Source organism: Blautia sp. BCRC 81119 (assembly GCF_003184505.1).
Lineage (GTDB): Bacteria > Bacillota > Clostridia > Lachnospirales > Lachnospiraceae > Blautia_A > Blautia_A fusiformis.
Window position 1 is genome coordinate 61,452 of sequence record NZ_QJHD01000020.1, and the last position, 23,299, is coordinate 84,750.

A 23,299-nucleotide genomic window follows, 5' to 3' on the forward strand; every position below is an offset into this window, starting at 1 on the left:
TTTATGCTTGAGATCAAGGATCTTTCCGTTCAGTACGGAAAACAGGCACCTACCATTGAACATTTCAACCTTTCCATGAAGAAGGGGGAGATCATCAGTGTGGTAGGCGAGAGTGGAAGTGGAAAAACAACCGTGATCCGTGCTGTCCTCGGCGCACTTGCCGGAGGTGGCCGGGTCAGCACCGGAGATATTCAGTTTCACGGACATTCTCTGCTTTCCAATACAAAGGATGAATGGAGAAATTTAAGGGGTACCCGCATTTCCATGATCTTCCAGGACTGCGGCGGAACCCTGAACCCTATCCGTAAGATTGGAAGTCAGTATGTGGAATATATCTGTACACATACGGATATATCCAAAGCAGAAGCATGGAAGAAGGGATGCTCCATGCTTCAGAAAATGCGTCTTCCTGACGCGGAAAATATCATGAAAAGTTATCCTCACCAGCTTTCCGGTGGTATGCGCCAGCGAGTTGGTATTGCCATGGCCATGACTTTTAACCCGGAGCTGCTTCTTGCAGATGAGCCGACCAGTGCGCTGGATGTTACCACACAGGCACAGATCGTACGCCAGATGATGGAGCTCCGTGATGATTTCGGAACCGGTATCATCATTGTTACCCATAACATTGGCGTAGCAGCCTATATGGCTGATCAGCTTGTTGTTATGCAGAACGGAAAAGTTGTGGATCAGGGAACACGAGATGAGGTCATGGAGCATCCGACCAGTGACTATACAAAGAAACTGCTGGCTGCAGTGCCGGAAATGGAGGGACAGCGTTATGTTTAATGAATCCGATATCGTACTCAGTGCAAAACATATCGTAAAACAGTTCCCGGCTTCCGGCGGCAGAACTTTAACAGCCTGCAACGATGTGAACCTGAACGTTTATAAAGGAAAAACTCTGGGAATCGTAGGAGAAAGTGGCTGCGGTAAATCAACCTTTGTCCGCATGGTCATTTCTCTTGACAAGCCGACCAGCGGAGAGATCCTTTACCATGGAAAAAACCTCTCTGATCTTTCCAAAAAAGAAACCTGGCTGAACCGTCAGAACATGCAGATGGTATTCCAGGATCCGCTGGCGTCCTTTGACCCCAAAATGAAGATCGTGGATATTCTCACAGAACCCCTGATCAATTACGGAAAACTGAAAAGAAGCGAAAAGGAATCCAAGGCTAGAGAACTTCTGAAAATGGTAGAGCTTCCTGAAGATTTTACAGACCGCTATCCACATAACATGAGTGGCGGACAGCGTCAGCGTATCAGTATTGCCCGGGCACTTTCCCTGGAACCGGAGATCCTGGTGTGCGATGAGGCTACCTCTGCACTTGACGTTTCCGTACAGGAGTCCGTGATCCGGCTTCTGGTACGTCTCCAGAAGGAGAAAAACATCAGCATGCTTTTTATCTGCCATGACCTGGCTCTGATCCGTTCCTTTGCCCATCAGATTGCTGTCATGTACCTCGGGAATATCGTGGAGGTAATCCCGGGAGAGGATGTTACGGAAAAGTCTCTTCATCCATATACACAGGCTCTTCTGGGGGCACAGTTTTCCATTCATATGGATCAGAACAAAAAGATCGAGAGCATCGAAAGTGAGGCCCCCAGCCCTCTGGATGTTCCTCATGGCTGTCCATTCCAGAATCGTTGCGAACACTGCATGGAGAAATGCAGGACGATCCGTCCTGTGCTCACAGAAGTAGAGTCCGGACATGAAGTAGCCTGCCATTATGTAACGGAAAAATAAAGAAATGCACAAAACAGTATGATTTTTAAAAACTTTAAAGTACTGGGCATTCTGTTGTTGCTGCTTGCCGTTTTTACAGTTGGCGGAAAAAAGTTTCTGCTGCTGTCGAAGACGGAGATATCCAATATACAATAGGTGTTGTAGTATATAATCAAGACAGCCCGGAAATGAACATGTTCATGAATTATTACAGAGAATACATCGCGCTGACAGGTGGTTCCTCCGTAGGAAACTACATGCATCTTCAGAAAACGATCGGTGTTCTGAAAGCTCTGGCTGAGAAGGATGGGCTGACTTATTCCGAGGATGTTGAGAAGCTTGCATATACAGTGGAAGATGTGCAGAGGCGTATGGAAAAAAATAAACAGAGATTTTGAAAAAGAGCTGGGCCGCCTTATATGGTTCAGCCCTTTTTCTTCATATAAAATACTTTTTTATGTAAAAAAACGAAAAATCCTCTTTACTTTCTAAAGTTAATATAATAAAATCTATAAATATGTGTAAAACTGGTTTAAAAGCAGAAAGCATGGGGATGCATAAGCAAAATCCCTCATGTTTTGTGATTTTAAAGCAGAAACATGGAAGGGAGAGAAACAATGACAACAGCACATATTTGTATAATGGCAGCCATTATCGTCTATCTGGGTGCAATGATCTTTGTAGGTTATCTTTGCTCCAAGAACAATAATGACAGTTCTGATTTCTATCTTGGAGGACGAAAGCTTGGACCACTTGTCACAGCTATGAGTGCAGAGGCTTCTGACATGAGCAGCTGGCTTCTGATGGGCCTGCCGGGACTTGCTTATCTTACCGGTATTGCAGATGCAGGCTGGACAGCCATTGGCCTTGCGATCGGAACTTACGTAAACTGGAGGATCGTGGCAAAAAGAATCCGCCGCTACACACATGTGGCAGGAAATTCCATTACATTGCCATCCTTTTTCAGTAATCGTTACAGAGATGAGAAAAAGATCCTGCAGTCTATCGGAGCGATTTTTATCGTGATCTTTTTTATTCCGTATACAGCTTCCGGATTTGCAGCCTGTGGTAAACTTTTTGCAAGTCTCTTCGGTGTAAAATATCTGCCAGCTATGATCATCAGTGCACTGGTCATCGTTGGATACACCACACTGGGAGGATTCCTGGCAGCATCTACCACGGACTTTATCCAGAGTATCATCATGTCCATCGCTCTTGTGATCGTATTTGTATTCGGGATCAGCACAGCAGGTGGTATTGAAGCAGTTGCAGACCATGCAAGATCACTGCCCGGATATCTGACTATGTTTACTACATATGATCCAACAACCGGAACAGAACAGGCATATCCACTGCTTAATATCATTTCCATGCTTGCATGGGGACTTGGATATTTCGGAATGCCGCATATTCTTCTTCGTTTCATGGCGATCGAAGACGAAGAGAAGCTTACACTTTCCAGAAGAGTAGCAACTACATGGGTAGTGATCTCACTGGCAGTAGCAGTACTGATCGGTGTGGTAGGACTTGGAATGACAGCAGCAGGAGAGTTTGACCTTCTGGAAGGCTCCGCATCTGAGACAATTATCGTTCAGATCGCAGATCTTCTCAGTAAACATGGTGTAATTGCAGCAATCCTTGCAGGACTCATCCTTGCAGGAATCCTGGCATCCACCATGTCAACTGCAGATTCTCAGCTCCTGGCAGCATCCTCAGCAGTTTCTTCCGACCTTCTCGGAAGTATCCTGAAGGATAAAGAAACAAAAAAAGAAAGCATGGTAGCCGATAAGATCACGCTTCTTCTCATCGCAGTAGTAGCCATGTTTATTGCCCGCGACCCGAACAGCTCTGTGTTTACTATCGTATCCTTTGCCTGGGCAGGCTTCGGAGCCGTATTCGGCCCGGTGGTACTTCTGGCATTATTCTGGAGACGTTCCAACTGGCAGGGAGCCCTGGCAGGAATGATCTGCGGCGGTTCCATGGTATTTATCTGGAAATACGGAATCAGCACGCTCGGCGGCGCCTGGGGAATCTATGAACTTCTTCCCGCATTCCTGGTGGCTATTGCAGCAAACATCATCGTCAGCCTCATTACCAAGGCACCATCCAAAGAGATCACCGACGAATTCGACCTGGTAAACCAGAAATAAAATATTTTTCGATAATAGTCAATAATTCACACTGATACAAAACAAGCCCGATACAGATTGTAGTAAAGATATCTGTATCGGGCTTGTTATCTTTTTATTATTTAATAAATAAAGTCACACCGCCAAAGTTTTTCCCTCAAGCTTTTTTAACAACTGCTCCATTGTTAAATTCAACACCGGATGCCGAAGATACGGTGCAATCTCCACCATAGGCTTCAAAACAAAATCCCTGTTTTCCATATCAATATGAGGCACATGTAGTTCCACTGTATCAATGATCTCATTATCGTAAAACAGAATATCCAGATCCAGTGTCCTTGGTCCCCAGTGAATGATCCTTTTCCGGTCCGCAGCCTGTTCCAGCACATGCAGCCTGTCAAGAAGCTCCTCCGGAGAAAGCAGCGTCCGGACTCTTAAGGCTCCGTTGAGAAACTCATCCTGCTCCACATCCCCGTAAGGCTCCGTTACAAGATACTCGGAAACCTTTTCAACAACAATCTCTTTCATATCCCGAAGACCCTGGATCGCATTGTCCAGGTATTTCTTCTTATCCCCCATATTGGAACCAAAAGCAATATAAGCCGTATGCCAGCCTCGGGTAATTTCCACAGCAACGGTTTTCAGCGGAAGGCCTACCGGAGCCCAGGGCTTTTCAATACGGAGGGTGATCTTTTTAAGAAGAGGGAGTGAAAGCAGCAGCGTCTCTGCCAGATTCTCCACAGCAGCCTCCAGAAGTTTATAAGTATTTTTCTGAAGAAAATCGGTGATCATATGACTGACTTCTCCATAATTGATGGAAGCAGAAAGATCATCTGTCAGCCCTGCCGGACGTGTTTCTGTATACATAACAGCAGAAACAACAAATTTCTGTCCGAGAGCTGTTTCTTCCGGAAACACGCCATGGTTTGCAAAAATCTCAAGATCTCTGATTTCGATTTTATCCATCAGTTCCTCCTAACGTCCCAGAATAGCTTCTGTCATCTGGATGACGCGTTTATTTTCTTTGATGTCATGAACACGGACAAATGCACAACCCTTCATAACACCGATCACCGATGTGGCAAGAGTTCCCTCTACACGCTGATCTACAGGAAGATCAAGGGCAAGTCCGATCATGGATTTTCTGGAGGTACCAAGAAGCACCGGATATCCCAGCTTCCGGAAAAGCTCCAGATTATCCATGGTCATCAGGTTCATCTCATATGTTTTACCAAATCCGACACCAGGATCAAGGATGATCTTATCATCGGCAATACCGGCACGTTTGGCAATATTGACACATTCCTGGGTTTCTGCCAGCATATCCACAATAAAATTATTGTATTCAGTATTATCTTTGTTATGCATCAAACAGCAGGGAGCTTGATATCTGGCAATGACAGGAGCCATTTCAGGATCATATTTCAGTCCCCAGATGTCATTGATAAGATCTGCTCCGTGTTTCAGGGCTTCTTCCGCAACACATCCCTTATAGGTATCTACAGAGATGGGGATATCAAAACGCCCTTTTACTGCTTCGATAACAGGAAGAATACGCTCGATCTCCTCCTGTGCATCAACCGGTGTATGTCCCGGACGTGTGGATTCCCCACCGATATCAAGAATATCAGCACCTTCGGCGATCATAGCTTCTGTATGTTTCAGGGCATGATCCATATCGTTCCATTTTCCGCCATCTGAGAAAGAATCCGGTGTGACATTTAGGATACCCATAATATATGTTTTGTTTTTTACATCAAACTCACGATTTCCGATTTTCATGGAAAAACCTCCTAATATTGGATCGTCATATTTTTTTTAGCAGGAGACCAGTAACATTCCGGCTCTGCTTTACAGGAAAAACAGTTTCTGGAGCTTTTGTCCGCAGTATAGAGCAGTTTTCCAAGAACTGTCGGATCCGTCTGAGCTCTGTGACCACGTATTGCCGCAATGATTGCTTCCATTTCTTCCATAGAAAATCCAAGCTCGTTTAAGATCTGTCCTGCGATAGCAGCACCGGCCTCATCATGAGGAGTGCCATCTTCATACTGTCTGGCCCGTCCGATATCGTGAAGAAGGGCAGTACAGTAGATCAGTTCCTTTGAAACAGGAGCATTTTCCTCAAGTGCCCGGATATAGGCAAGGCGTGCCACATCCAAAAAATGCTCCGGTGTATGTCTGCAGAATTCACGGTCAGTCTCCAGAAGCTGAAGCTTATTAAGCTCATTCTGATAGAGCGGATGATTCCAGATCTGATTCACTCTGTCCATCAGTCCTTGACCATAGCAAGGAACTGTTTCTGAAGCTCCATATTTTCTTTAAATTCACCTCTGGTAACAGTCGTAACCGTTTTGCTTCCCGGCTTTTTGATCCCACGCATGGTCATGCAGGTATGCTCCGCTTCCAGCATAACCATGATTCCCTTAGGAGCGAGAACACGTTCCAGCGCATCTGCGATCTGCACAGTCAGACGTTCCTGGATTTGCGGTCTTCTTGCATACACATCAACGGTACGGGCCAGCTTGCTTAAGCCGGTAACCTTGCCATTTGGGATATATGCGATATGAGCTTTTCCGTAAAAGGGCATAAGATGATGTTCACACATGGAATAAAAGGTAATATCCTTTTCCAGAACCATTTCATTGTTCTCTACATGAAACTGTTTCTGAAGATGTTCATCCGCTTCATTATCAAGTCCGCCATAAATTTCCTCGCACATGCGGGCGATACGTTCCGGAGTTCCCTGCAGTCCCTCTCTGTTTACATCCTCGCCGATTCCCTCGAGAAGAAGCTTGATCGCCTCTTCAACTTTTGCTTTGTCTACCATAAATAACAACCTCCATTTGTTAAAAAAATCACGTTTTTCGGAGACTGTCTCTTTTATTTTTGCGCATAAAAAAAGATATCTCCAATTGTAATAGAACGTATGTCGAAAAAGCCCTACACAATATGAGATATTCTCTTATATTGCTGCAACGGGTGCGGATTTCATACCGTAAGACGTACTTTTCGTTCTGGCGACAACTCCCCATTCGCCAAACACTTGACGCATAAAATCCTATTTTGCATATCATTCATTTCACGGACAAGTATACCATATACTGATATAAGAAGAAAGGGAAAATGATAAAAAAATATCACAAAAATAGGGAATATGTTCTATGAATTATGCGATAGAATCTATGGATATGTCAGATTTTTGCAGATTATATTCCGACAAATATAAAAAGAATTACAAAGTAGAAAATCCCGGAACAGAAAACCGCTGTTCCGGGATCACAGAGCTGTTAATGACGTATCATTTTCATCAGATTCACAATTCTGTCAAGCTTAGCTGCCTCTGCCGGACTTTTCCCCATTTTCAGAACTTCTATGATAGTGGAGATCTCATCAGAGCTGAAATTTAAGCCCGCATTTTTTCCTTTAGAAGCTGCGCCCATGATAAAAGGCAGAAGTTCGGACGGATTTTTCCCCAATCCCTGATCTGCCAGACCCTGAAGCATGGAAAGCTTCTGAGGGTCCATTCCGGAAAGCCGGGGATTATTTTTCCAGTCATCACTCATGGATTCTCACCTCCTGACGAATCTTCATTCATGATCTGAAGCATCTGGATCGTAGCCATAAGACTGGTGATATGATCGATCTGACGGCGATTTTCTCCGCCACAGCACTTACGGATATCCTGCAGCATTTCCAGAGGATCGGTGCCGGAAAAACCGGTAGCCTGCAGATCGGCTGTTCTACGGCTGCTTTGAAAAAGCGACATGGTATTCCGAAGTTCCCGGACTTTCGTATACACAGATAAAAACCGCTGCCCGGAAGAAGGAAGGTACGGGATCATGGCTTTCAGCATCTGATCCTGGTCACTTTCCACCATTTCATCCAGAGCAGTACGTGCGATAGGCTCCTGTTCCATAAAAAAATCCTTTTTCCTGAAATCTATGAATTTGCAGAAAGAAATATGACAGAAACCTTCTCTGGTCATATTATATATAGAAGAAATTTTTCAAAGGAATGTGATTATGGAATCTGAAAAAAAACAGGAACTTGTCATTGATGGAAATTCTTTTTATGAAATAGATCTGAAATGTCTGGAAGAGAAAAAACAGAAACAGGAGGAAGCAAAAAAACGGCAGCAGAAAAGGCAGAGGAAATAACCTCTGCCTTTTCAAAAGATCAGCAGCAATTGTTGCAGCCGCATCCATTTCCGCACAAAAGCAGAAGAAGGATGATGATCCAACAGCTGTCGTTGCAGCCGTTGTTATTACAGCCACAGCCACTGTTGTTTCCACAGCAACACATCAGACAGATGATCCAAAGGATACAGGAGCAGCTGTTTCCACCGTTTCCAAACAGGGAATTTCCGCAGCCATTATTACAGCCACAGTTATTGTTACATCCACATCCTGTGCTACATCCGGAATCACAACCACATCCGCAATCACATCCACAATTGGTAGCCGCTAAGTCACTCATCGATAAGTCCTCCAGCAAATTTTATTTACACTTCATCATATGGCAGGAGTCCGTCCACAGTTACAAAAAAGTTGACAGTGTTTATTCATTACGATATAATAAACGAAATGTAACATTTTTGTAATTTTTGAGACAAACTAGCTTTTATATCTAAAACAGGAAATGGGGAAAATTATGAAGAGTTTCAGAACAAAAAAATGGCTGAAGGGTCTGATGCTTGCCATGCTGCTGATCGTGGGAAGCACAGTTTTTTCTGCTTCTGCAAAAGAGGTACAGGCTGCCACTGCAGGCTTTAAAACTATCGATGGAAAAACATACTACATAAAAAGTGATGGGAGCAAGCAGAAAGGCTGGATGACCCTGGGCGGATACAAGTACTACTTTAACACAAAGACCGGAGTACAGGTAAAGGGCTGGATGAAGGTCAATGGCAAATATACCTACTATTTTACAAAAGGCAAGGGTGTTATGGCAACCGGCTGGATGACAGATTCCAAAGGCCATAAGCGCTATTTCAATCCCAAAACAGGTAAGCTTACCACAGGCTGGGTAAACTGCAGCAAGGGAAGGAAACGTTATTTCACAAAAGGCGGAGGCATTATGGCAACCGGCTGGCTCACCAACAGCAAAGGGCAGAAACGTTATTTTTACAAAACTTCCGGTTATATGGCAACCAAATGGGTAAAAAACAAATCCAAAAATATCAGCTACTATTTTGCCACCAGTACCGGTTATATGTATACTGGTCTGAAGACGATCAATCAGAAGAACTATTATTTTAAATCCAACGGTGTCATGGCAGTAAGTACCTCCGTGACAGTGAATGGAATTACATACTCCATCGCAGCAGACGGAGTGGCCACTGCGAAGACTACCAAACCAAATCTAAATGTCAGCAATGGAGATGTCAAAGTTTACGATACCAAAAACAGCAGATATTACACTATGGTAAAAGAATATAAGAGCCATCCTGGAATAGCCAACGGCAAGACATCCGATGAAGCACTGCTGGCCGCACTTTGCGAATCGGAGGCAGGCGATCAGGGCAAGATCGGAATGGAAGCAGTAGCACTTTGTGTTCTGAATCGTACGATCAAATCAGACAAGGAATTTCCATCTACGATACGAGGTGTGATCTATGAGAATATCGGAAGCAGCACAACCCCACAGTATTCTGTAGTGCGGAACGGGGCCCTTCTCAAACGTCTCAATGGTCAGTTTGAAAATCGTACTCTTGCTTATCAGGCTGCAAGAGAAGCAATGACTATTTTCAATAAACATGTCACTTCCGGCAAAGCCAGAACACTCAGCGGATTTAAACAGAAAGATTTTAATTATATGTATTTCATGATGACCAGCTATTTCTGGAACCAGAATCTGAATTTCAGCAAAGTGAAATATGAAACTTATAAAGGCCATACATTTTTTGTAGACTGGGTATAAGCAACATAGTCTCCGGCAGTAAACTTTGAACAAACAGGCGTATGGACATAAAATTGAAAATTTAAGGAGAAGCAAATATGCAGGTAAAAATCTATACGGATGGTGCAGCCCGGGGAAATCCGGATGGACCGGGAGGCTACGGAGCAGTTCTTCAGTACATCGATACCAAAGGCCAGTTACATGAACGTGAACTGTCCAGAGGCTACAAAAAAACCACAAACAACCGGATGGAACTGATGGCAGCCATCGTAGCACTGGAAACACTGAACCGCCCCTGCCAGGTGGATCTGTATTCCGATTCCAAATATCTGGTAGATGCTTTTAATCAGCACTGGATCGATTCCTGGCTGAAGAAAAACTGGAAACGTGGAAAAAACGAAGATGTGAAGAACGTAGATCTCTGGAAACGCCTTTTAAAGGCCAAGGAGCAGCATCAGGTAAGCTTCCACTGGGTTAAGGGACATGCAGATAATCCGTTAAATGAACGGTGTGATCAGCTTGCCACATCAGCGGCAGACGGCAATGACCTTTACGTAGATGAAGGAATAAATGGCTTACAGAAATAAAAGTTCCACTTATCACTCACAGAAAACCCGAAACATACCGCGCGAATTTATGCGATCTGCGTAAATTCTGTGCATCGCGAAGCGTGTTACTGAGAACAGAGTAAAAAGTAACATTCTGCCACTTTAAGTTGTCAAAGCAATATTAAAATTTCTTGACAAACAAAAAAGCAGTTTGTATACTTCATATAGTATAGTAAAAGGCTTGGAAGGGAAAAAGTAGCTTGAGGAAAACCCCACAGAGAGCAGCCGGCAGGTGAGAGGCGCAGGGTAGAACTTTTGTGAATACATCCCGGAGCTGCGCACCGAATCGGGACTTGATACTGTAAATTATAAACTTTATAATAATAGCGTATTATAGATAGGCTGCGACGGAATGGCACCCGTTATTGTGCTGAAGTGGTTTTATATCTTGATATATATGGATATAACGGGATGTAGATTCACTTTATGAGGCAGGAAATGCGAGTTTTCTGTAAATTTAGGTGGTAACGCGGGACCCGGTTCTCGTCCTAAACGGACAGGAACCGGGCATTTTTTATATGACTATACAGGAGGAAAGAACAATGACAGTTTGGGAAGAACTGAAAGCACGTGGCCTGATCGCACAGGTTACAGACGAAGACGAGATCAAAGAGATGGTAAATAACGGGAAAGCCACATTCTATATTGGCTTTGACCCTACAGCAGACAGCCTTCATGTAGGTCACTTCATGGCTCTTTGCCTGATGAAGAGACTGCAGATGGCAGGAAACCGTCCGATCGCCCTTCTCGGCGGCGGAACAGGAATGATCGGTGACCCGTCCGGAAGGACCGATATGCGCCAGATGCTGACAAAAGAAACCATCCAGCACAATATTGACTGCTTCAAGCAGCAGATGAGCCGTTTCATCGATTTCTCTGATGGAAAAGCTCTTATGGTAAACAATGCTGACTGGCTTATGAACCTTAACTATGTAGAGCTTCTCCGTGAGGTAGGCGCTCACTTTTCCGTAAACCGTATGCTGACAGCAGAGTGCTACAAACAGCGTATGGAGCGAGGCTTAAGCTTCCTGGAATTTAACTACATGATCATGCAGAGCTACGACTTCTACATGCTGTACCAGAAATATGGCTGCAACATGCAGTTCGGTGGCGATGACCAGTGGAGCAATATGCTTGGCGGTACTGAGCTGATCCGCCGTAAGCTTGGCAAGGATGCCTATGCCATGACCATCACACTGCTTCTCAATTCTGAGGGCAAAAAAATGGGAAAAACACAGTCCGGAGCTGTATGGCTTGATCCGAATAAGACATCCCCGTTCGATTTCTACCAGTACTGGAGAAATGTAGACGATGCTGACGTTATCAAATGTATGCGTCTTCTTACCTTCCTTCCTCTTGAGGAGATCGACGAGATGGCCAAATGGGAAGGCAGCGAGCTGAACAAAGCCAAGGAGATCCTTGCATACCAGCTGACAGAGCTTGTACACGGTGAGGAGGAAGCCAAGAAAGCACAGGAGGGTGCCCGCGCACTGTTCTCAGGTGCAGATACTTCTCATATGCCTACAACAGAGCTTTCAGAGGAAGATTTTGACGAGGAAGGAAAAATCGACCTGATCACACTTCTTGTAAAAGCAGAGCTGGTACCAAGCCGTTCCGAGGGTCGCCGTGCGATCCAGCAGGGTGGTGTATCCATCGATGGTGAGAAGCTCACCGACATTTACCACACGGTTGAGAAGGATGCTTTTGCAGGGGACGGGATCGTTCTGAAACGAGGCAAGAAAAAATTCAAAAAAATCTGTGTAAAATAATTTCCCATATCTGTGACATTTCCGGGATAAAACTACCGCATTCCGGAAATGCTGACAGGTAGGGTTGACACAAGGAGGATAACAACATGAAAAAGTACGGAGTGAACGAACTTCGTAAGATGTTCCTTGACTTTATGGAAAGCAAGGGCCATCTTGTAATGAAAAGCTTTTCCCTGGTTCCTCAGGGAGATAAGAGTCTTCTGCTGATCAACGCAGGTATGGCTCCGCTGAAGCCATATTTTACAGGTGCTGAGAAGCCGCCAAGAACAAGAGTGACAACCTGCCAGAAATGTATCCGTACCGGAGATATCGAGAACGTAGGTAAAACCGCACGTCACGGTACTTTCTTTGAAATGCTTGGTAACTTTTCTTTTGGTGATTACTTCAAGAGAGAAGCCATCCACTGGTCCTGGGAGTTTCTTACAGAGGTTGTAGGACTTGATGCAGACCGTCTCTACCCATCCATTTACCAGGATGATGATGAAGCCTTCGATATCTGGAACAAAGAGGTAGGGATTCCGTCTGAACGTATTTTCCGTTTCGGAAAAGAAGATAATTTCTGGGAGCATGGAGCAGGTCCGTGTGGTCCATGTTCTGAGATCTATTATGACCGCGGAGAGAAATACGGCTGCGGCAAACCCGGATGCACGGTAGGCTGCGACTGCGACCGTTACATGGAAGTATGGAACAACGTTTTCACACAGTTCGAGAACGATGGAAACGGAAATTACACAACCCTGAAACAGAAAAACATCGATACCGGTATGGGACTTGAGCGTCTTGCTGTAGTTGTTCAGGATGTAGATTCTATTTTTGATGTAGATACAATTTGTGCACTTCGTAATCTTGTATGTGAGATCGCACATAAAGAATATGAGAAAAACTATGCAGATGATGTTTCCATCCGTCTGATCACTGACCATATCCGTTCCGCAACATTTATGATCTCCGATGGAATCATGCCCACCAATGAGGGACGTGGATATGTTCTCCGCCGTCTGATCCGCCGTGCAGCACGTCATGGACGTCTTCTCGGTATTGAGGGGACTTTCCTTGCCAAATTAAGTGCACAGGTAATTGAGAGCTCCAAAGCCGGATATCCGGAGCTTGAGGAGAAGAAAGAGTTCATCTTCCGTGTACTCACAAATGAGGAGAATCAGTTCAACAAAACTATCGATCAGGGACTTCGCATCCTTTCCGACATGGAAGAGGATATGAAAAAAGCAGGTGAAAAGACCCTTTCCGGTGACAACGCATTCAAGCTTTATGATACGTACGGATTCCCTCTTGACCTTACAAAAGAGATTCTTGAGGAGAAAGGCTACGGCATTGACGAGGAAGGCTTCCAGAAGGCAATGGAAGAGCAGAGAGTCAAGGCACGTACTGCCCGTGAAGTAACCAACTATATGGGGGCAGACGCAACCGTATACGATGATATCGATGTAAACGTAACAACAGAATTCGTCGGCTACGATCATCTTACCTTTGATTCCAAGGTTACTGTCCTTACCACAGAAACAGAGATCGTAGATTCTCTCACGGAGGGACAGAAGGGTACCGTATTTGTAGAGCAGACTCCTTTCTATGCAACAATGGGTGGACAGGAAGGTGATACCGGTGTGATCGAGACTGCAAACGGTAAATTTGTTGTTGAGGACACCATCAAACTCCGCGGTGGCAAATTCGGTCATGTAGGACATATGGAATCCGGTATGATTTCCTCAGGTGAGAAAGTATCCCTGAAGGTAAACGAAGAAGCAAGAAAAGATACCGAGAAAAACCACAGTGCAACACATCTTCTTCAGAAAGCACTGAAAACTGTTCTTGGTTCCCACGTAGAGCAGAAGGGTTCTCTGGTAACTCCGGACAGACTTCGTTTTGACTTTGCTCATTTCCAGGCAATGACAGCAGAAGAGATCCAGGCAACAGAAGATCTTGTAAACAAAGAGATCCTGGCAGGTCTTGATGTCCATACCGATGTCATGGATGTAGAAGAAGCAAAGAAATCCGGAGCAATGGCTCTCTTTGGTGAGAAATATGACCAAAAGGTACGTGTAGTATCCATGGGAGACTTTTCCAAAGAGCTCTGTGGTGGTACTCATGTAAAGAATACAAGCTCCATCTTGCTCTTTAAGATCGTTTCCGAATCCGGTATCGCAGCTGGTGTACGCCGTATTGAGGCACTTACCGGCAAAGCAGTTATCGAATACTACAGAAAGCAGGAAGAGCTTCTCCATGAGGCTGCAAAAGCATTAAAGTCCAATACAGCCGAGGTTGTAGAAAAGATCAGCCACCTGCAGGCTGAGGTAAAGGCTCTTCAGAGCGAAAATGAATCCCTCAAGAGCAAAGCTGCCCAGAGTGCACTTGGTGATGTCATGGATAAAGTCGTTGAAGTAAACGGCGTAAAACTCCTTGCAGCCAAAGTTGAGGGCGTTGACATGAACGGTCTCAGAGACCTGGGTGATAAACTGAAAGAGCAGCTTGGCGAAGGTGTTGTCCTTCTTACAGCAGTAAACGACGGCAAGGTTAATCTTCTTGCAATGGCAACGGATGCAGCTCAGAAAGCAGGCGCTCATGCAGGAAACCTGATCAAAGCAGTGGCAGCAATCGTTGGCGGTGGCGGCGGCGGACGTCCGAACATGGCACAGGCCGGCGGAAAGAATCCGGAAAAGGCTCAGGAAGCTATGGATGCAGCAGCAGGAATCCTTGAAAAACAGCTCACAAAATAACAAAGTTGTGCGTGATTTACAGTTTTGACATTTTTTTCATAAAAATCGAAAAAGATGTTGACGAAAGCACTTGTTATGCTATATAATAACACTCGTGCAAGAAAAATACCCAGACAGTTGTATTTTAGCACAATCTACAACTGGAGGGAGGTTAGGTGTGAGTCTATGTCAAACGTTATCGTAAAAGAGAACGAGACTTTAGATAGCGCTCTTCGCAGATTCAAGAGAAGCTGTGCTAAGGCGGGAATCCAGCAGGAAATCCGTAAGAGAGAGCATTACGAGAAGCCAAGCGTTCGTCGTAAGAAAAAATCTGAAGCCGCAAGAAAACGTAAATATAATTAATTGTGCGCAAAAATCCCTGGCTGTATGGTCAGGGATTTTTAATTAAAAAAAGATCAAGAGCGTTTGACAAGGGAAAAAAGTATGAATTTGTTTATTAAACTGATTATCAGACCATTGCGATCACTCCTTAAGTTATTATTTAATCGAATTTTTTATGTAGCTCTGGCTCTTGTTGTGCAGCTGGCATGGCTGCTGATCGCCCTTTTCCGGATTATGGAATACTCCAGATGGGTGACGATCGGAATGCAGGCCATAGGTTTTCTGGTTGTTCTGTGGATCGTAAATAAAAAGATCAATCCATCCTATAAGCTCGCCTGGACGATGCTGATCCTTATTTTTCCGGTATTTGGTGTTTCCCTGTACCTTCTTTTCGGTAAATCAAGGATCGGTACTGTGATGGAACAGCATTATCAGAATCTTATTGATGAAACTGCAGAATACCTAGAAGGATCAGAGCTCACAAGAAAACGTTTAAACGAAGACGACCGTTCCATGAGGATCCAGTCGGATTATATCTGGCAGTATTCCAGATATCCGGTTCACGAGAATACCACAGCAGAGTATTTTCAGGTAGGAGATGATATGTTTCCGGTTCTGGTGCATGAACTGGAGCAGGCAAAGCATTTTATTTTTATCGAATATTTCATCATAAATGACGGGGTAATGTGGCAGACGATCCTTAACATCCTTGAAAAAAAGGCTAAAGAAGGAGTAGATGTCCGACTGATCTATGACGGCTTCGGCTGCCTTACCACATTGCCATACAAGTATGATCAGGAGATGCGCCGGCGTGGGATCAAATGCGAAGTATTCAACCGGTTCCGTCCGATTCTTAATATTATCCAGAATAACCGTGACCACCGTAAGATCTGTGTGATCGATGGCTGGACCGGTTTTACCGGCGGCATCAACCTGGCTGACGAATATATCAATCAGCGAAAACGGTTTGGCCACTGGAAGGATACAGCCGTTATGCTGAAAGGAGAAGGCGTCTGGAATATGACAGCTATGTTCCTGTATATGTGGGGAATCGTTACCAGAACAGATACTTCTCTTGATTTCGGAAATTATGTTCCGCACAGGTGGCACCCCAACGAATTTCCGGGAAGCGGTTATGTCCAGCCATTCTGCGATTCCCCCCTGGACGATGAGATCGTAGGAGAGAACGTTTATCTTAATATTATCAATCGCGCCAAAAACTATGTTTATATCTGCACGCCATATCTGATCATAGATAATGAGATGATGACCGCCCTGTGCCTGGCTGCAAAAAGCGGTGTAGATGTCCGGATCATGACACCAGGCATCCCGGACAAAAAAATGGTCTTCCTGCTGACACAGTCTTATTATAAGCAGCTTCTGGAAGCAGGTGTAAAGATCTACGAATACCAGCCGGGATTTTTACATGCAAAATCTTTTGTCTGTGATGACAAAGTAGGCGTCGTAGGAACCATAAATCTGGATTACCGAAGCCTTTATCTGCATTTTGAAGATGGTGTCTGGATGTATAAGAATGATGTGATCCTGGACATCCGGGATGATTTTACAGAAACCCTGGAGTACTGTGATCCCATTGATCTGGCATTCTGCCAGAAGAGAAATATTGTGGTACGTGCCATTCAGAACGTACTGAGAGTTTTTGCACCTCTATTATAAAAACTCTTTGACAGACAACTGTAAATTCTGTATGATATATCAGACGGGAGTTAAATGCTCCCGTCTGATATTGTCTAAAGAAAAAAATTTATAGATACATATGAAATTTTTAGTTATTGGAGGAATTGATTTGAGCCAGAACAAAGAAACAGAGATCCAGCTTCAGTACATTGAAAAATGTAAAGAGCTTCTTGCCAAAAGCAGTACGAAACGTCCCACCTTCCACATCCAGAACGAAGGATGCCAGATGAACTCCATCCAGACAGAGTCTATTGCGGCCATCATGGAAAAAATGGGATATGAAATGGTAGATACCGAGGATGCCGATGCAGTTGTATTTAACACCTGCACAGTCCGTGAAAATGCCAATCAGAAGATCTATGGACATCTTGGACATTTAAAGAGCATCAAACGGGATCACCCGGATATGAAGATCGTACTGTTCGGATGTATGATGCAGGAGCATCACGTAGTGGAAAAGATCCGCAAGGATTATAAATATGTAAATCTTGTATTCGGAACCCATAATATCCACAAATTCCCGGAGCTTTTTTACCGGACGCTGCAGACCGACGACCAGATCATTGATATCTGGAAGGAATCCGATGAGATCGTAGAGGGCATGCCAACTTCCCGCAAATACTCCTTCAAAACAGGAGTCAGCGTAATGTTTGGCTGCAATAACTTCTGCAGCTACTGCATCGTTCCTTATGTCCGTGGCCGCGAAAAGAGCCGCGAGCCACAGGCCATCATCCGCGAGATCGAGGAACTGGTGGCAGATGGCGTTACTGAGATCATGCTTCTTGGTCAGAATGTAAACTCCTACGGAAAAACTCTGGAAACACCGGTGACCTTTGCAGAACTTCTGAAAGAAGTGGAAAAAATCGAAGGGCTGAAGCGTATCCGTTTTATGACTTCACATCCGAAGGATCTTTCCGACGAACTGATCCAGACCATGGCAGAGAGCCAGAAGATCTGTCACCATCTGCATCTTCCGCTGCAGTCCGGAAGCAGCAGAGTCTTAAAAGAAATGAACCGCCGTTACGACAAGGAGAAATATCTGGAACTGGTAGATAAGATCCGCAGGGCGATCCCGGATATTTCACTGACAACAGATATCATGGTCGGATTTCCGGGAGAAACAGAAGAAGATTTCCAGGAAACACTGGATGTTGTAAGAAAAGCAAATTACGATACTGCCTTCACATTTATTTATTCCAAACGAAGCGGAACCCCTGCAGCCGGCATGGAAAATCAGGTGCCGGAGGATGTGGTAAAAGACCGTTTCAGTCGTCTTCTTACCCTGGTACAGGAAAAGGGCCGGGAAAATTCCTCCCGTTTCCAGGGAAGTGTACAGGAAATCCTGGTAGAAGATGAAAACCGGGAGAAGGGCACTCTTACTGGCCGTACCCAACATAATCTTCTGGTTCATTTCCCGGGAGAAAAAGATCTCATCGGCAAATATGTAAAAGTAAGCCTGGATACCTGCAAGGGATTCTATTATTTCGGACATATCGTGGAAGAGTAAAATTGTAGACAAGTCCCCACCCACTGCTTATTGCTTTTCGTAACCCCGTTGGGGGCTTACCTGATTCAGTTAAATATAAGTTTATATTGCCCGCTCATTGCCAATATCGGATGAGCGGGCTTTTTTACTATAAAAAATACTGTTTTCTATTGACAAATACCCCACGAGGGTATATATTGTTCCATATAAAGAGGATACCCCATGAGGGTATTTATGAGAAAGGAGAGACAGCTTGTGTCTGAAAAGAAAGTCTGTCCCTGCTGCTGTGAAAAACACACTGCACGTTCAGAAGAGGAGAAAAAAAAGCTGATCAACCGTCTGAAACGTATTGAAGGCCAGATCAGAGGCATTATAGGAATGATGGAGAATGATGCCTACTGTAATGATATCCTAATCCAGTCTGCCGCAGTCAATGCTGCAGTCAATGCGTTCAACAAAGAGCTGCTTGCCAGCCACATCCGCACCTGCGTTGCCCGGGATATCCGGGAAGGTAAGGATGAGACCATTGATGAGCTAGTAGCAACCCTCCAGAAGCTGATGAAATAAAGGGACAAACTGAATTTTAGGAGGTATTGAAAGAAAATGGAACAATATAATGTAACTGGTATGAGCTGCGCCGCCTGCTCTGCCCGTGTGGAAAAAGCCGTATCAAAGGTTCCGGGGGTGAATAGCTGTTCCGTTAGCCTTCTGACCAATTCTATGGGAGTTGAGGGAACCGCTTCATCCGGCGAGATCATCGCCGCAGTGGAAGCCGCCGGATATGGTGCATCCTTAAAGGGCGGAGCTGCCGGAGCAAAGATTTCCATGTCTGCGGCAGAAGAAGCGCTGGAAGATCATGAAACTCCGATCCTAAAGAGACGTCTTATCACATCCGTGGGATTTTTGCTGGTGCTGATGTATTTCTCCATGGGGCACATGATGTGGGGATGGCCACTGCCGAAATGGTTTGACGGCAATCACGTAGCCATGGGACTGGTACAACTGCTCCTGGCTGGTATCATTATGGTGATCAACCAGAAATTTTTCATCAATGGATTTAAGAGTCTGTGGCACCGTTCCCCAAATATGGATACTCTGGTAGCTCTTGGCTCCATGGCATCCTTCCTGTGGAGCGTCTATGCACTGTTTGCCATGACAAGAGCACAGGCAGACGGAGATTCTGCTGCAGTTATGAATTACATGATGAATTTTTATTTTGAATCTGCAGCCATGATCCTGACATTGATCACCGTAGGAAAAATGCTGGAAGCCCGTTCCAAAGGAAAAACTACCGATGCCCTGAAAAGCCTTATGAAGCTTGCGCCAAAAACTGCGGTTGTAGTACGAAAGGGACAGGAACTTACCGTTCCTATTGAGCAGGTTCAGAAAGGAGACATCTTTGTTGTCCGTCCGGGAGAGAATATTCCGGTGGACGGAGTGATCCTGGAAGGAACCACCGCAGTCAATGAATCCGCACTGACCGGAGAGAGTATCCCGGTTGATAAAGAAGCCGGAGACATGGTCTCTGCGGCAACCGTGAACCAGTCCGGATTTATCAGATGTGAAGCAACCAGAGTCGGAGAGGATACCACTCTTTCCCAGATCATAAAAATGGTCAGTGATGCGGCAGCCACCAAGGCACCGATCGCAAAGATCGCAGACCGTGTTTCAGGCGTGTTTGTACCGGCAGTGATCACTATTGCAGTGATCACAACGATCATCTGGCTTCTTGCAGGACAGACCTTCGGTTATGCTTTGGCAAGGGGAATTTCCGTTTTGGTCATCAGCTGTCCCTGTGCACTTGGCCTTGCAACACCGGTTGCCATTATGGTCGGCAACGGTATGGGTGCCAAAAACGGAATCCTTTTCAAAACAGCTGTTTCCCTGGAGGAAGCAGGAAAAATCCAGATCATCGCACTGGATAAAACCGGAACCATTACCAGTGGTCAGCCGGAGGTAACAGATATTCTCCCGGCAGAGGGAATCACAGAAACAGAGCTTCTCACTCTAGCCTGTGCACTGGAGAAAAAAAGCGAGCATCCACTGGCAAAGGCAGTTCTCAAAAAAGCCGTGGAAGAGAACCTTGCCACAGGTGAAGTAACCGGATTCCAGGCACTTCCGGGAAACGGACTTTCTGCCGTGCTTGGAAGTGACAAACTGACAGGCGGAAGCATGAAATTTATCAGCAGCCAGACAAAGGTTTCCACAGACCTTAACAGGCGGGCCGATCAGCTTGCAGAGCAGGGAAAAACACCCCTTCTTTTCACCCGAAACGGAAAACTTCTGGGAATCATCGCAGTTGCGGATGTAATCAAGGAAGACAGTCCCCGTGCAGTAAAAGAGCTTCAGAACATGGGAATCCGTGTAGTTATGCTTACCGGTGACAATGAGCGTACCGCAAAAGCCATCGGAGCTCAGGCAGGAGTTGACGATGTGATCGCAGGAGTTCTTCCGGATGGAAAAGAAAGTGTGATCCGCGTTCTGAAGGAGCAGGGAAAGGTTGCCATGGTCGGTGACGGTATCAACGACGCGCCGGCACTTACAAGAGCCGATATCGGAATTGCCATCGGTGCAGGAACAGATATTGCCATTGATGCGGCAGATATCGTTCTGATGAAGAGCCAGTTAAGCGATGTTCCAGCGGCAGTACGTTTAAGCCGTGCCACACTTCGGAATATCCATGAGAATCTTTTCTGGGCATTTTTCTACAATATAATCGGCATTCCCCTTGCAGCAGGTGTCTGGATCCCGCTTTTCGGATGGACCTTGAATCCGATGTTCGGAGCTGCGGCCATGAGTCTTTCCAGCTTCTGTGTTGTAACAAATGCGCTGCGTCTGAATCTGTTTCAGGTCCACAATGCAGACAAAGACAAAACGATCAAAAATCCGGTAACATTACACATCAGTCATGATGAAAATATAAAAGAAGAAAAGGAGAACAAAACAATGGTAAAGGTAACGGTCAATGTAGAAGGAATGATGTGCGGACACTGTGAGGCACACGTAAACAAAGCCATCCAGGCAGCTTTCGGAGCAGAAGACGTAGTTTCTTCCCACGAGAACGGAACAACTGTATTCTCTGTACCTGAGAAGGTTGACGAGGCAAAGGTTGAAGAAGTGATCAAGGAAGCCGGTTACGAGTTTAAGGGAATCACCCAGGAATAAACCGGATTTTTAAACCACATATTTGCCAAATGGCCAAAAGAAACAGTTCTGCAAAAGCGGAGCTGTTTCTTTTGTCTCATACAGAAAAAATTTTCCACTTCTATAAATCCGGCTAATATCTTTATAGTTTATTCTGAAAAAGCAGGATTATCCGCCAAATTGGTTTTTATTTTCAATTCTCTTATGCTATACTGATAGCGATTATGGATATAGGAACGATAACAGAAATCGTTAACATCATAGTAGTAGAGAGGAGCGCATTATGAGCGGATTTTTTGGAGTAGCATCGAATGATGACTGTGTACTGGAGCTTTTTTACGGAGTGGATTACCATTCTCATCTGGGAACACGACGCGGAGGTATGGCGGTTTACGGAGAAAGTGGATTTGACCGTGCCATCCACAACATTGAGAACACGCCTTTCCGTACAAAATTTGACGGAGATGTGGGTTCCATGAAGGGAAATATGGGAATCGGATGTATTTCTGATTATGAGCCTCAGCCCCTTCTGTTCAGTTCCAGGATCGGCAGCTTTGCCCTCACTTTTGTGGGAAAGATCAATAATTATGATGAACTTCTGCAGCAGCTGTACAATACGACCAAGGTACATTTTCAGGAGATGACCAACGGAACAGTCAATGTGACCGAACTGATCGCTGCACTGATTTGTGAAAAAGACAATTTTGTGGAAGGTATCCAGTACGTACAGGGCCTGATCGATGGCTCCATGACTCTGCTTCTTATGACAAAAGACGGAATTTATGCAGCCCGTGACAAGATGGGACGAACTCCTGTGGAAATTGGCCACAAAGAAGGGTCATACTGTATTTCTTTTGAAAGTCATGCCTATATCAACCTTGGATACGAAGATTATAAAGAGCTAGGCCCTGGAGAGATCGTATTCGTAACAGCAGACGAAGTTAAAACTCTGGTTGAGCCTGGAAAGAAAATGAAGATCTGTTCTTTCCTCTGGGTTTACTACGGATATCCGACAGCCTCTTATGAAGGTGTAAATGTAGAGGAGATGCGCTACCGCTGCGGAAGCATGCTTGCAAAGAGAGACGGCGATTCCGTGCATCCGGACATTGTAGCCGGTGTTCCGGATTCCGGCATTGCCCATGCCATCGGATACGCCAATGAATCCGGCATTCCTTACGCAAGACCTTTCATCAAATATACACCAACCTGGCCCAGATCTTTTATGCCGACCAATCAGAACCAACGTAACCTCATTGCAAAAATGAAGCTGATCCCGGTACGTGCGCTGATCAAGGATAAAAAACTTCTTCTCATAGACGACTCCATCGTACGTGGTACCCAGCTCCGCGAAACAACTGAATTTCTGTACCGCAGCGGTGCCAAGGAGGTTCATGTTCGTCCTGCCTGCCCGCCGATCATGTACGGCTGCAAATACTTAAACTTCTCACGTTCCAAATCTGAGATGGAGCTGATCACACGTCAGGTGATTGAAAAAAGAGAAGGCCCCAACTGTCCGCAGGAAATTCTGGATGAATATGCAGATCCACATACAGAGAAATACGAGCAGATGGTACAGGATATCTGCAAGATGCAGAATTTTACCACTCTCCGTTATCACAGACTGGATGATCTTCTGGAATCCATTGGAATCGATCCTTGTAATGTATGCACATATTGTTTTAACGGTAAAGAATAAAAAATATTTTGAAAACAGAGAATTACTGTTTCAGATGAGCCTCATTAACTCCCGGTTGCATTTTGAGAATCTGCGGCTTATAATAAATGCGGATA

22 protein-coding genes, 1 riboswitch and 1 other annotated feature are annotated in these 23,299 nt (G+C 45.0%); of the genes, 15 read left to right on the top strand and 7 right to left on the bottom strand.

Translation table 11 applies throughout. The annotated features are described in order from the left end of the window. The first annotated feature begins 3 nt into the window (after positions 1 to 3). The 4 genes from DMI82_RS12655 to putP all read left to right on the top strand — a co-directional run bounded on the left by DMI82_RS12655 (position 4) and on the right by putP (position 3,876). Entirely contained in the window at positions 4 to 789 is a 786-nt protein-coding gene (locus DMI82_RS12655; protein WP_059085714.1) for an ABC transporter ATP-binding protein, read from the top strand. After that, positions 782 to 1,747, top strand: a complete 966-nt coding sequence (locus DMI82_RS12660) for an ABC transporter ATP-binding protein (protein ID WP_110103524.1) — start codon at positions 782 to 784, stop codon at positions 1,745 to 1,747. Before DMI82_RS12655 ends, DMI82_RS12660 begins: the two co-directional genes overlap by 8 nt. A gap of 179 nt (positions 1,748 to 1,926) precedes the next feature. Beyond that, entirely contained in the window at positions 1,927 to 2,124 is a 198-nt protein-coding gene (locus DMI82_RS12665; protein ID WP_146207159.1) for a hypothetical protein, read from the top strand. Positions 2,125 to 2,343: 219 nt separating this feature from the next. Continuing rightward, positions 2,344 to 3,876, top strand: coding sequence for a sodium/proline symporter PutP (gene putP / locus DMI82_RS12670; RefSeq protein WP_110103526.1), 1,533 nt, complete (start codon positions 2,344 to 2,346; stop codon positions 3,874 to 3,876). A gap of 114 nt (positions 3,877 to 3,990) precedes the next feature. Here the strand turns inward: putP and folK are convergent, their stop codons facing one another. From folK to DMI82_RS12700, 6 genes are all read right to left on the bottom strand, one after another. Beyond that, positions 3,991 to 4,821, bottom strand: coding sequence for a 2-amino-4-hydroxy-6-hydroxymethyldihydropteridine diphosphokinase (folK, locus tag DMI82_RS12675; RefSeq protein ID WP_092070551.1), 831 nt, complete (start codon positions 4,819 to 4,821; stop codon positions 3,991 to 3,993). 9 nt (positions 4,822 to 4,830) lie between these two features. Beyond that, positions 4,831 to 5,637: a dihydropteroate synthase gene (folP, locus tag DMI82_RS12680; protein WP_015524933.1), complete on the bottom strand. Its 807-nt coding sequence runs from the start codon at positions 5,635 to 5,637 to the stop codon at positions 4,831 to 4,833. An 11-nt stretch (positions 5,638 to 5,648) separates the two neighbouring features. Continuing rightward, entirely contained in the window at positions 5,649 to 6,125 is a 477-nt protein-coding gene (locus DMI82_RS12685) for an HD domain-containing protein (RefSeq protein WP_021651470.1), read from the bottom strand. Further along, complete coding sequence (gene folE, locus DMI82_RS12690; protein ID WP_015524935.1) at positions 6,125 to 6,682, bottom strand: GTP cyclohydrolase I FolE; 558 nt, start codon at positions 6,680 to 6,682, stop codon at positions 6,125 to 6,127. Before folE ends, DMI82_RS12685 begins: the two co-directional genes overlap by 1 nt. A 144-nt stretch (positions 6,683 to 6,826) precedes the next feature. Next, a riboswitch (THF riboswitch) is annotated at positions 6,827 to 6,923 on the bottom strand. Positions 6,924 to 7,142: 219 nt separating this feature from the next. After that, a complete protein-coding gene (locus tag DMI82_RS12695; RefSeq protein ID WP_015524936.1) occupies positions 7,143 to 7,418 on the bottom strand; it encodes a hypothetical protein in 276 nt (91 codons plus the stop codon). Further along, positions 7,415 to 7,771, bottom strand: coding sequence for a hypothetical protein (locus DMI82_RS12700; RefSeq protein WP_022426549.1), 357 nt, complete (start codon positions 7,769 to 7,771; stop codon positions 7,415 to 7,417). Before DMI82_RS12700 ends, DMI82_RS12695 begins: the two co-directional genes overlap by 4 nt. 106 nt (positions 7,772 to 7,877) lie before the next feature. Here DMI82_RS12700 and DMI82_RS20470 point away from each other — a divergent pair, with 106 nt between their 5' ends. Next, positions 7,878 to 8,012: a hypothetical protein gene (locus DMI82_RS20470; protein ID WP_022426548.1), complete on the top strand. Its 135-nt coding sequence runs from the start codon at positions 7,878 to 7,880 to the stop codon at positions 8,010 to 8,012. A gap of 19 nt (positions 8,013 to 8,031) precedes the next feature. Here DMI82_RS20470 and DMI82_RS12705 read toward each other — a convergent pair whose 3' ends face one another. Continuing rightward, complete coding sequence (locus DMI82_RS12705; RefSeq protein WP_015524939.1) at positions 8,032 to 8,331, bottom strand: hypothetical protein; 300 nt, start codon at positions 8,329 to 8,331, stop codon at positions 8,032 to 8,034. 174 nt (positions 8,332 to 8,505) lie between these two features. On the opposite strand from DMI82_RS12705, the gene DMI82_RS12710 reads away from it, so the two are divergent. From DMI82_RS12710 to DMI82_RS12755, 10 genes are all read left to right on the top strand, one after another. Next, entirely contained in the window at positions 8,506 to 9,774 is a 1,269-nt protein-coding gene (locus tag DMI82_RS12710) for a cell wall hydrolase (protein ID WP_022426547.1), read from the top strand. Between the two features lie 77 nt (positions 9,775 to 9,851). Further along, complete coding sequence (gene rnhA, locus DMI82_RS12715) at positions 9,852 to 10,340, top strand: ribonuclease HI (RefSeq protein WP_022426546.1); 489 nt, start codon at positions 9,852 to 9,854, stop codon at positions 10,338 to 10,340. A 194-nt stretch (positions 10,341 to 10,534) separates the two neighbouring features. Next, positions 10,535 to 10,855: a binding site (T-box leader), on the top strand. 48 nt (positions 10,856 to 10,903) lie between these two features. Beyond that, positions 10,904 to 12,130, top strand: a complete 1,227-nt coding sequence (gene tyrS, locus DMI82_RS12720; RefSeq protein WP_015524942.1) for a tyrosine--tRNA ligase — start codon at positions 10,904 to 10,906, stop codon at positions 12,128 to 12,130. Positions 12,131 to 12,216: 86 nt separating this feature from the next. Then, positions 12,217 to 14,859, top strand: coding sequence for an alanine--tRNA ligase (gene alaS, locus DMI82_RS12725; protein ID WP_110103527.1), 2,643 nt, complete (start codon positions 12,217 to 12,219; stop codon positions 14,857 to 14,859). A gap of 165 nt (positions 14,860 to 15,024) precedes the next feature. Continuing rightward, complete coding sequence (gene rpsU, locus DMI82_RS12730) at positions 15,025 to 15,201, top strand: 30S ribosomal protein S21 (RefSeq protein ID WP_004222305.1); 177 nt, start codon at positions 15,025 to 15,027, stop codon at positions 15,199 to 15,201. Positions 15,202 to 15,282: 81 nt separating this feature from the next. Next, complete coding sequence (cls, locus tag DMI82_RS12735; RefSeq protein WP_110103528.1) at positions 15,283 to 16,857, top strand: cardiolipin synthase; 1,575 nt, start codon at positions 15,283 to 15,285, stop codon at positions 16,855 to 16,857. Positions 16,858 to 16,957: 100 nt separating this feature from the next. Continuing rightward, complete coding sequence (gene miaB, locus DMI82_RS12740) at positions 16,958 to 18,385, top strand: tRNA (N6-isopentenyl adenosine(37)-C2)-methylthiotransferase MiaB (RefSeq protein ID WP_110103529.1); 1,428 nt, start codon at positions 16,958 to 16,960, stop codon at positions 18,383 to 18,385. A 213-nt stretch (positions 18,386 to 18,598) separates the two neighbouring features. After that, positions 18,599 to 18,931 carry a metal-sensing transcriptional repressor gene (locus DMI82_RS12745; RefSeq protein WP_110103550.1) on the top strand — a complete coding sequence of 111 codons (333 nt, stop codon included), beginning with the start codon at positions 18,599 to 18,601 and terminating at the stop codon, positions 18,929 to 18,931. 36 nt (positions 18,932 to 18,967) lie between these two features. Beyond that, positions 18,968 to 21,529, top strand: coding sequence for a heavy metal translocating P-type ATPase (locus DMI82_RS12750; RefSeq protein ID WP_110103530.1), 2,562 nt, complete (start codon positions 18,968 to 18,970; stop codon positions 21,527 to 21,529). Positions 21,530 to 21,791: 262 nt separating this feature from the next. Then, the gene (locus DMI82_RS12755) at positions 21,792 to 23,204 is read left to right on the top strand and encodes an amidophosphoribosyltransferase (RefSeq protein ID WP_110103531.1); all 1,413 of its coding nucleotides are present in this window, start codon (positions 21,792 to 21,794) and stop codon (positions 23,202 to 23,204) included. The last annotated feature ends 95 nt before the right edge of the window (positions 23,205 to 23,299 follow it).

Excerpts from the sequence above, each read along its gene's own strand:
- DMI82_RS12655 (WP_059085714.1), top strand. The coding sequence starts at position 4 with ATGCTTGAGATCAAGGATCTTTCCGTTCAGTACGGAAAACAGGCACCT.
- DMI82_RS12660 (WP_110103524.1), top strand. The coding sequence starts at position 782 with ATGTTTAATGAATCCGATATCGTACTCAGTGCAAAACATATCGTAAAA.
- DMI82_RS12665 (WP_146207159.1), top strand. The coding sequence starts at position 1,927 with ATGAATTATTACAGAGAATACATCGCGCTGACAGGTGGTTCCTCCGTA.
- putP (WP_110103526.1), top strand. The coding sequence starts at position 2,344 with ATGACAACAGCACATATTTGTATAATGGCAGCCATTATCGTCTATCTG.
- folK (WP_092070551.1), bottom strand. The coding sequence starts at position 4,821 with ATGGATAAAATCGAAATCAGAGATCTTGAGATTTTTGCAAACCATGGC.
- folP (WP_015524933.1), bottom strand. The coding sequence starts at position 5,637 with ATGAAAATCGGAAATCGTGAGTTTGATGTAAAAAACAAAACATATATT.
- DMI82_RS12685 (WP_021651470.1), bottom strand. The coding sequence starts at position 6,125 with ATGGACAGAGTGAATCAGATCTGGAATCATCCGCTCTATCAGAATGAG.
- folE (WP_015524935.1), bottom strand. The coding sequence starts at position 6,682 with ATGGTAGACAAAGCAAAAGTTGAAGAGGCGATCAAGCTTCTTCTCGAG.
- DMI82_RS12695 (WP_015524936.1), bottom strand. The coding sequence starts at position 7,418 with ATGAGTGATGACTGGAAAAATAATCCCCGGCTTTCCGGAATGGACCCT.
- DMI82_RS12700 (WP_022426549.1), bottom strand. The coding sequence starts at position 7,771 with ATGGAACAGGAGCCTATCGCACGTACTGCTCTGGATGAAATGGTGGAA.
- DMI82_RS20470 (WP_022426548.1), top strand. The coding sequence starts at position 7,878 with ATGGAATCTGAAAAAAAACAGGAACTTGTCATTGATGGAAATTCTTTT.
- DMI82_RS12705 (WP_015524939.1), bottom strand. The coding sequence starts at position 8,331 with ATGAGTGACTTAGCGGCTACCAATTGTGGATGTGATTGCGGATGTGGT.
- DMI82_RS12710 (WP_022426547.1), top strand. The coding sequence starts at position 8,506 with ATGAAGAGTTTCAGAACAAAAAAATGGCTGAAGGGTCTGATGCTTGCC.
- rnhA (WP_022426546.1), top strand. The coding sequence starts at position 9,852 with ATGCAGGTAAAAATCTATACGGATGGTGCAGCCCGGGGAAATCCGGAT.
- tyrS (WP_015524942.1), top strand. The coding sequence starts at position 10,904 with ATGACAGTTTGGGAAGAACTGAAAGCACGTGGCCTGATCGCACAGGTT.
- alaS (WP_110103527.1), top strand. The coding sequence starts at position 12,217 with ATGAAAAAGTACGGAGTGAACGAACTTCGTAAGATGTTCCTTGACTTT.
- rpsU (WP_004222305.1), top strand. The coding sequence starts at position 15,025 with ATGTCAAACGTTATCGTAAAAGAGAACGAGACTTTAGATAGCGCTCTT.
- cls (WP_110103528.1), top strand. The coding sequence starts at position 15,283 with ATGAATTTGTTTATTAAACTGATTATCAGACCATTGCGATCACTCCTT.
- miaB (WP_110103529.1), top strand. The coding sequence starts at position 16,958 with ATGAAATTTTTAGTTATTGGAGGAATTGATTTGAGCCAGAACAAAGAA.
- DMI82_RS12745 (WP_110103550.1), top strand. The coding sequence starts at position 18,599 with ATGAGAAAGGAGAGACAGCTTGTGTCTGAAAAGAAAGTCTGTCCCTGC.
- DMI82_RS12750 (WP_110103530.1), top strand. The coding sequence starts at position 18,968 with ATGGAACAATATAATGTAACTGGTATGAGCTGCGCCGCCTGCTCTGCC.
- DMI82_RS12755 (WP_110103531.1), top strand. The coding sequence starts at position 21,792 with ATGAGCGGATTTTTTGGAGTAGCATCGAATGATGACTGTGTACTGGAG.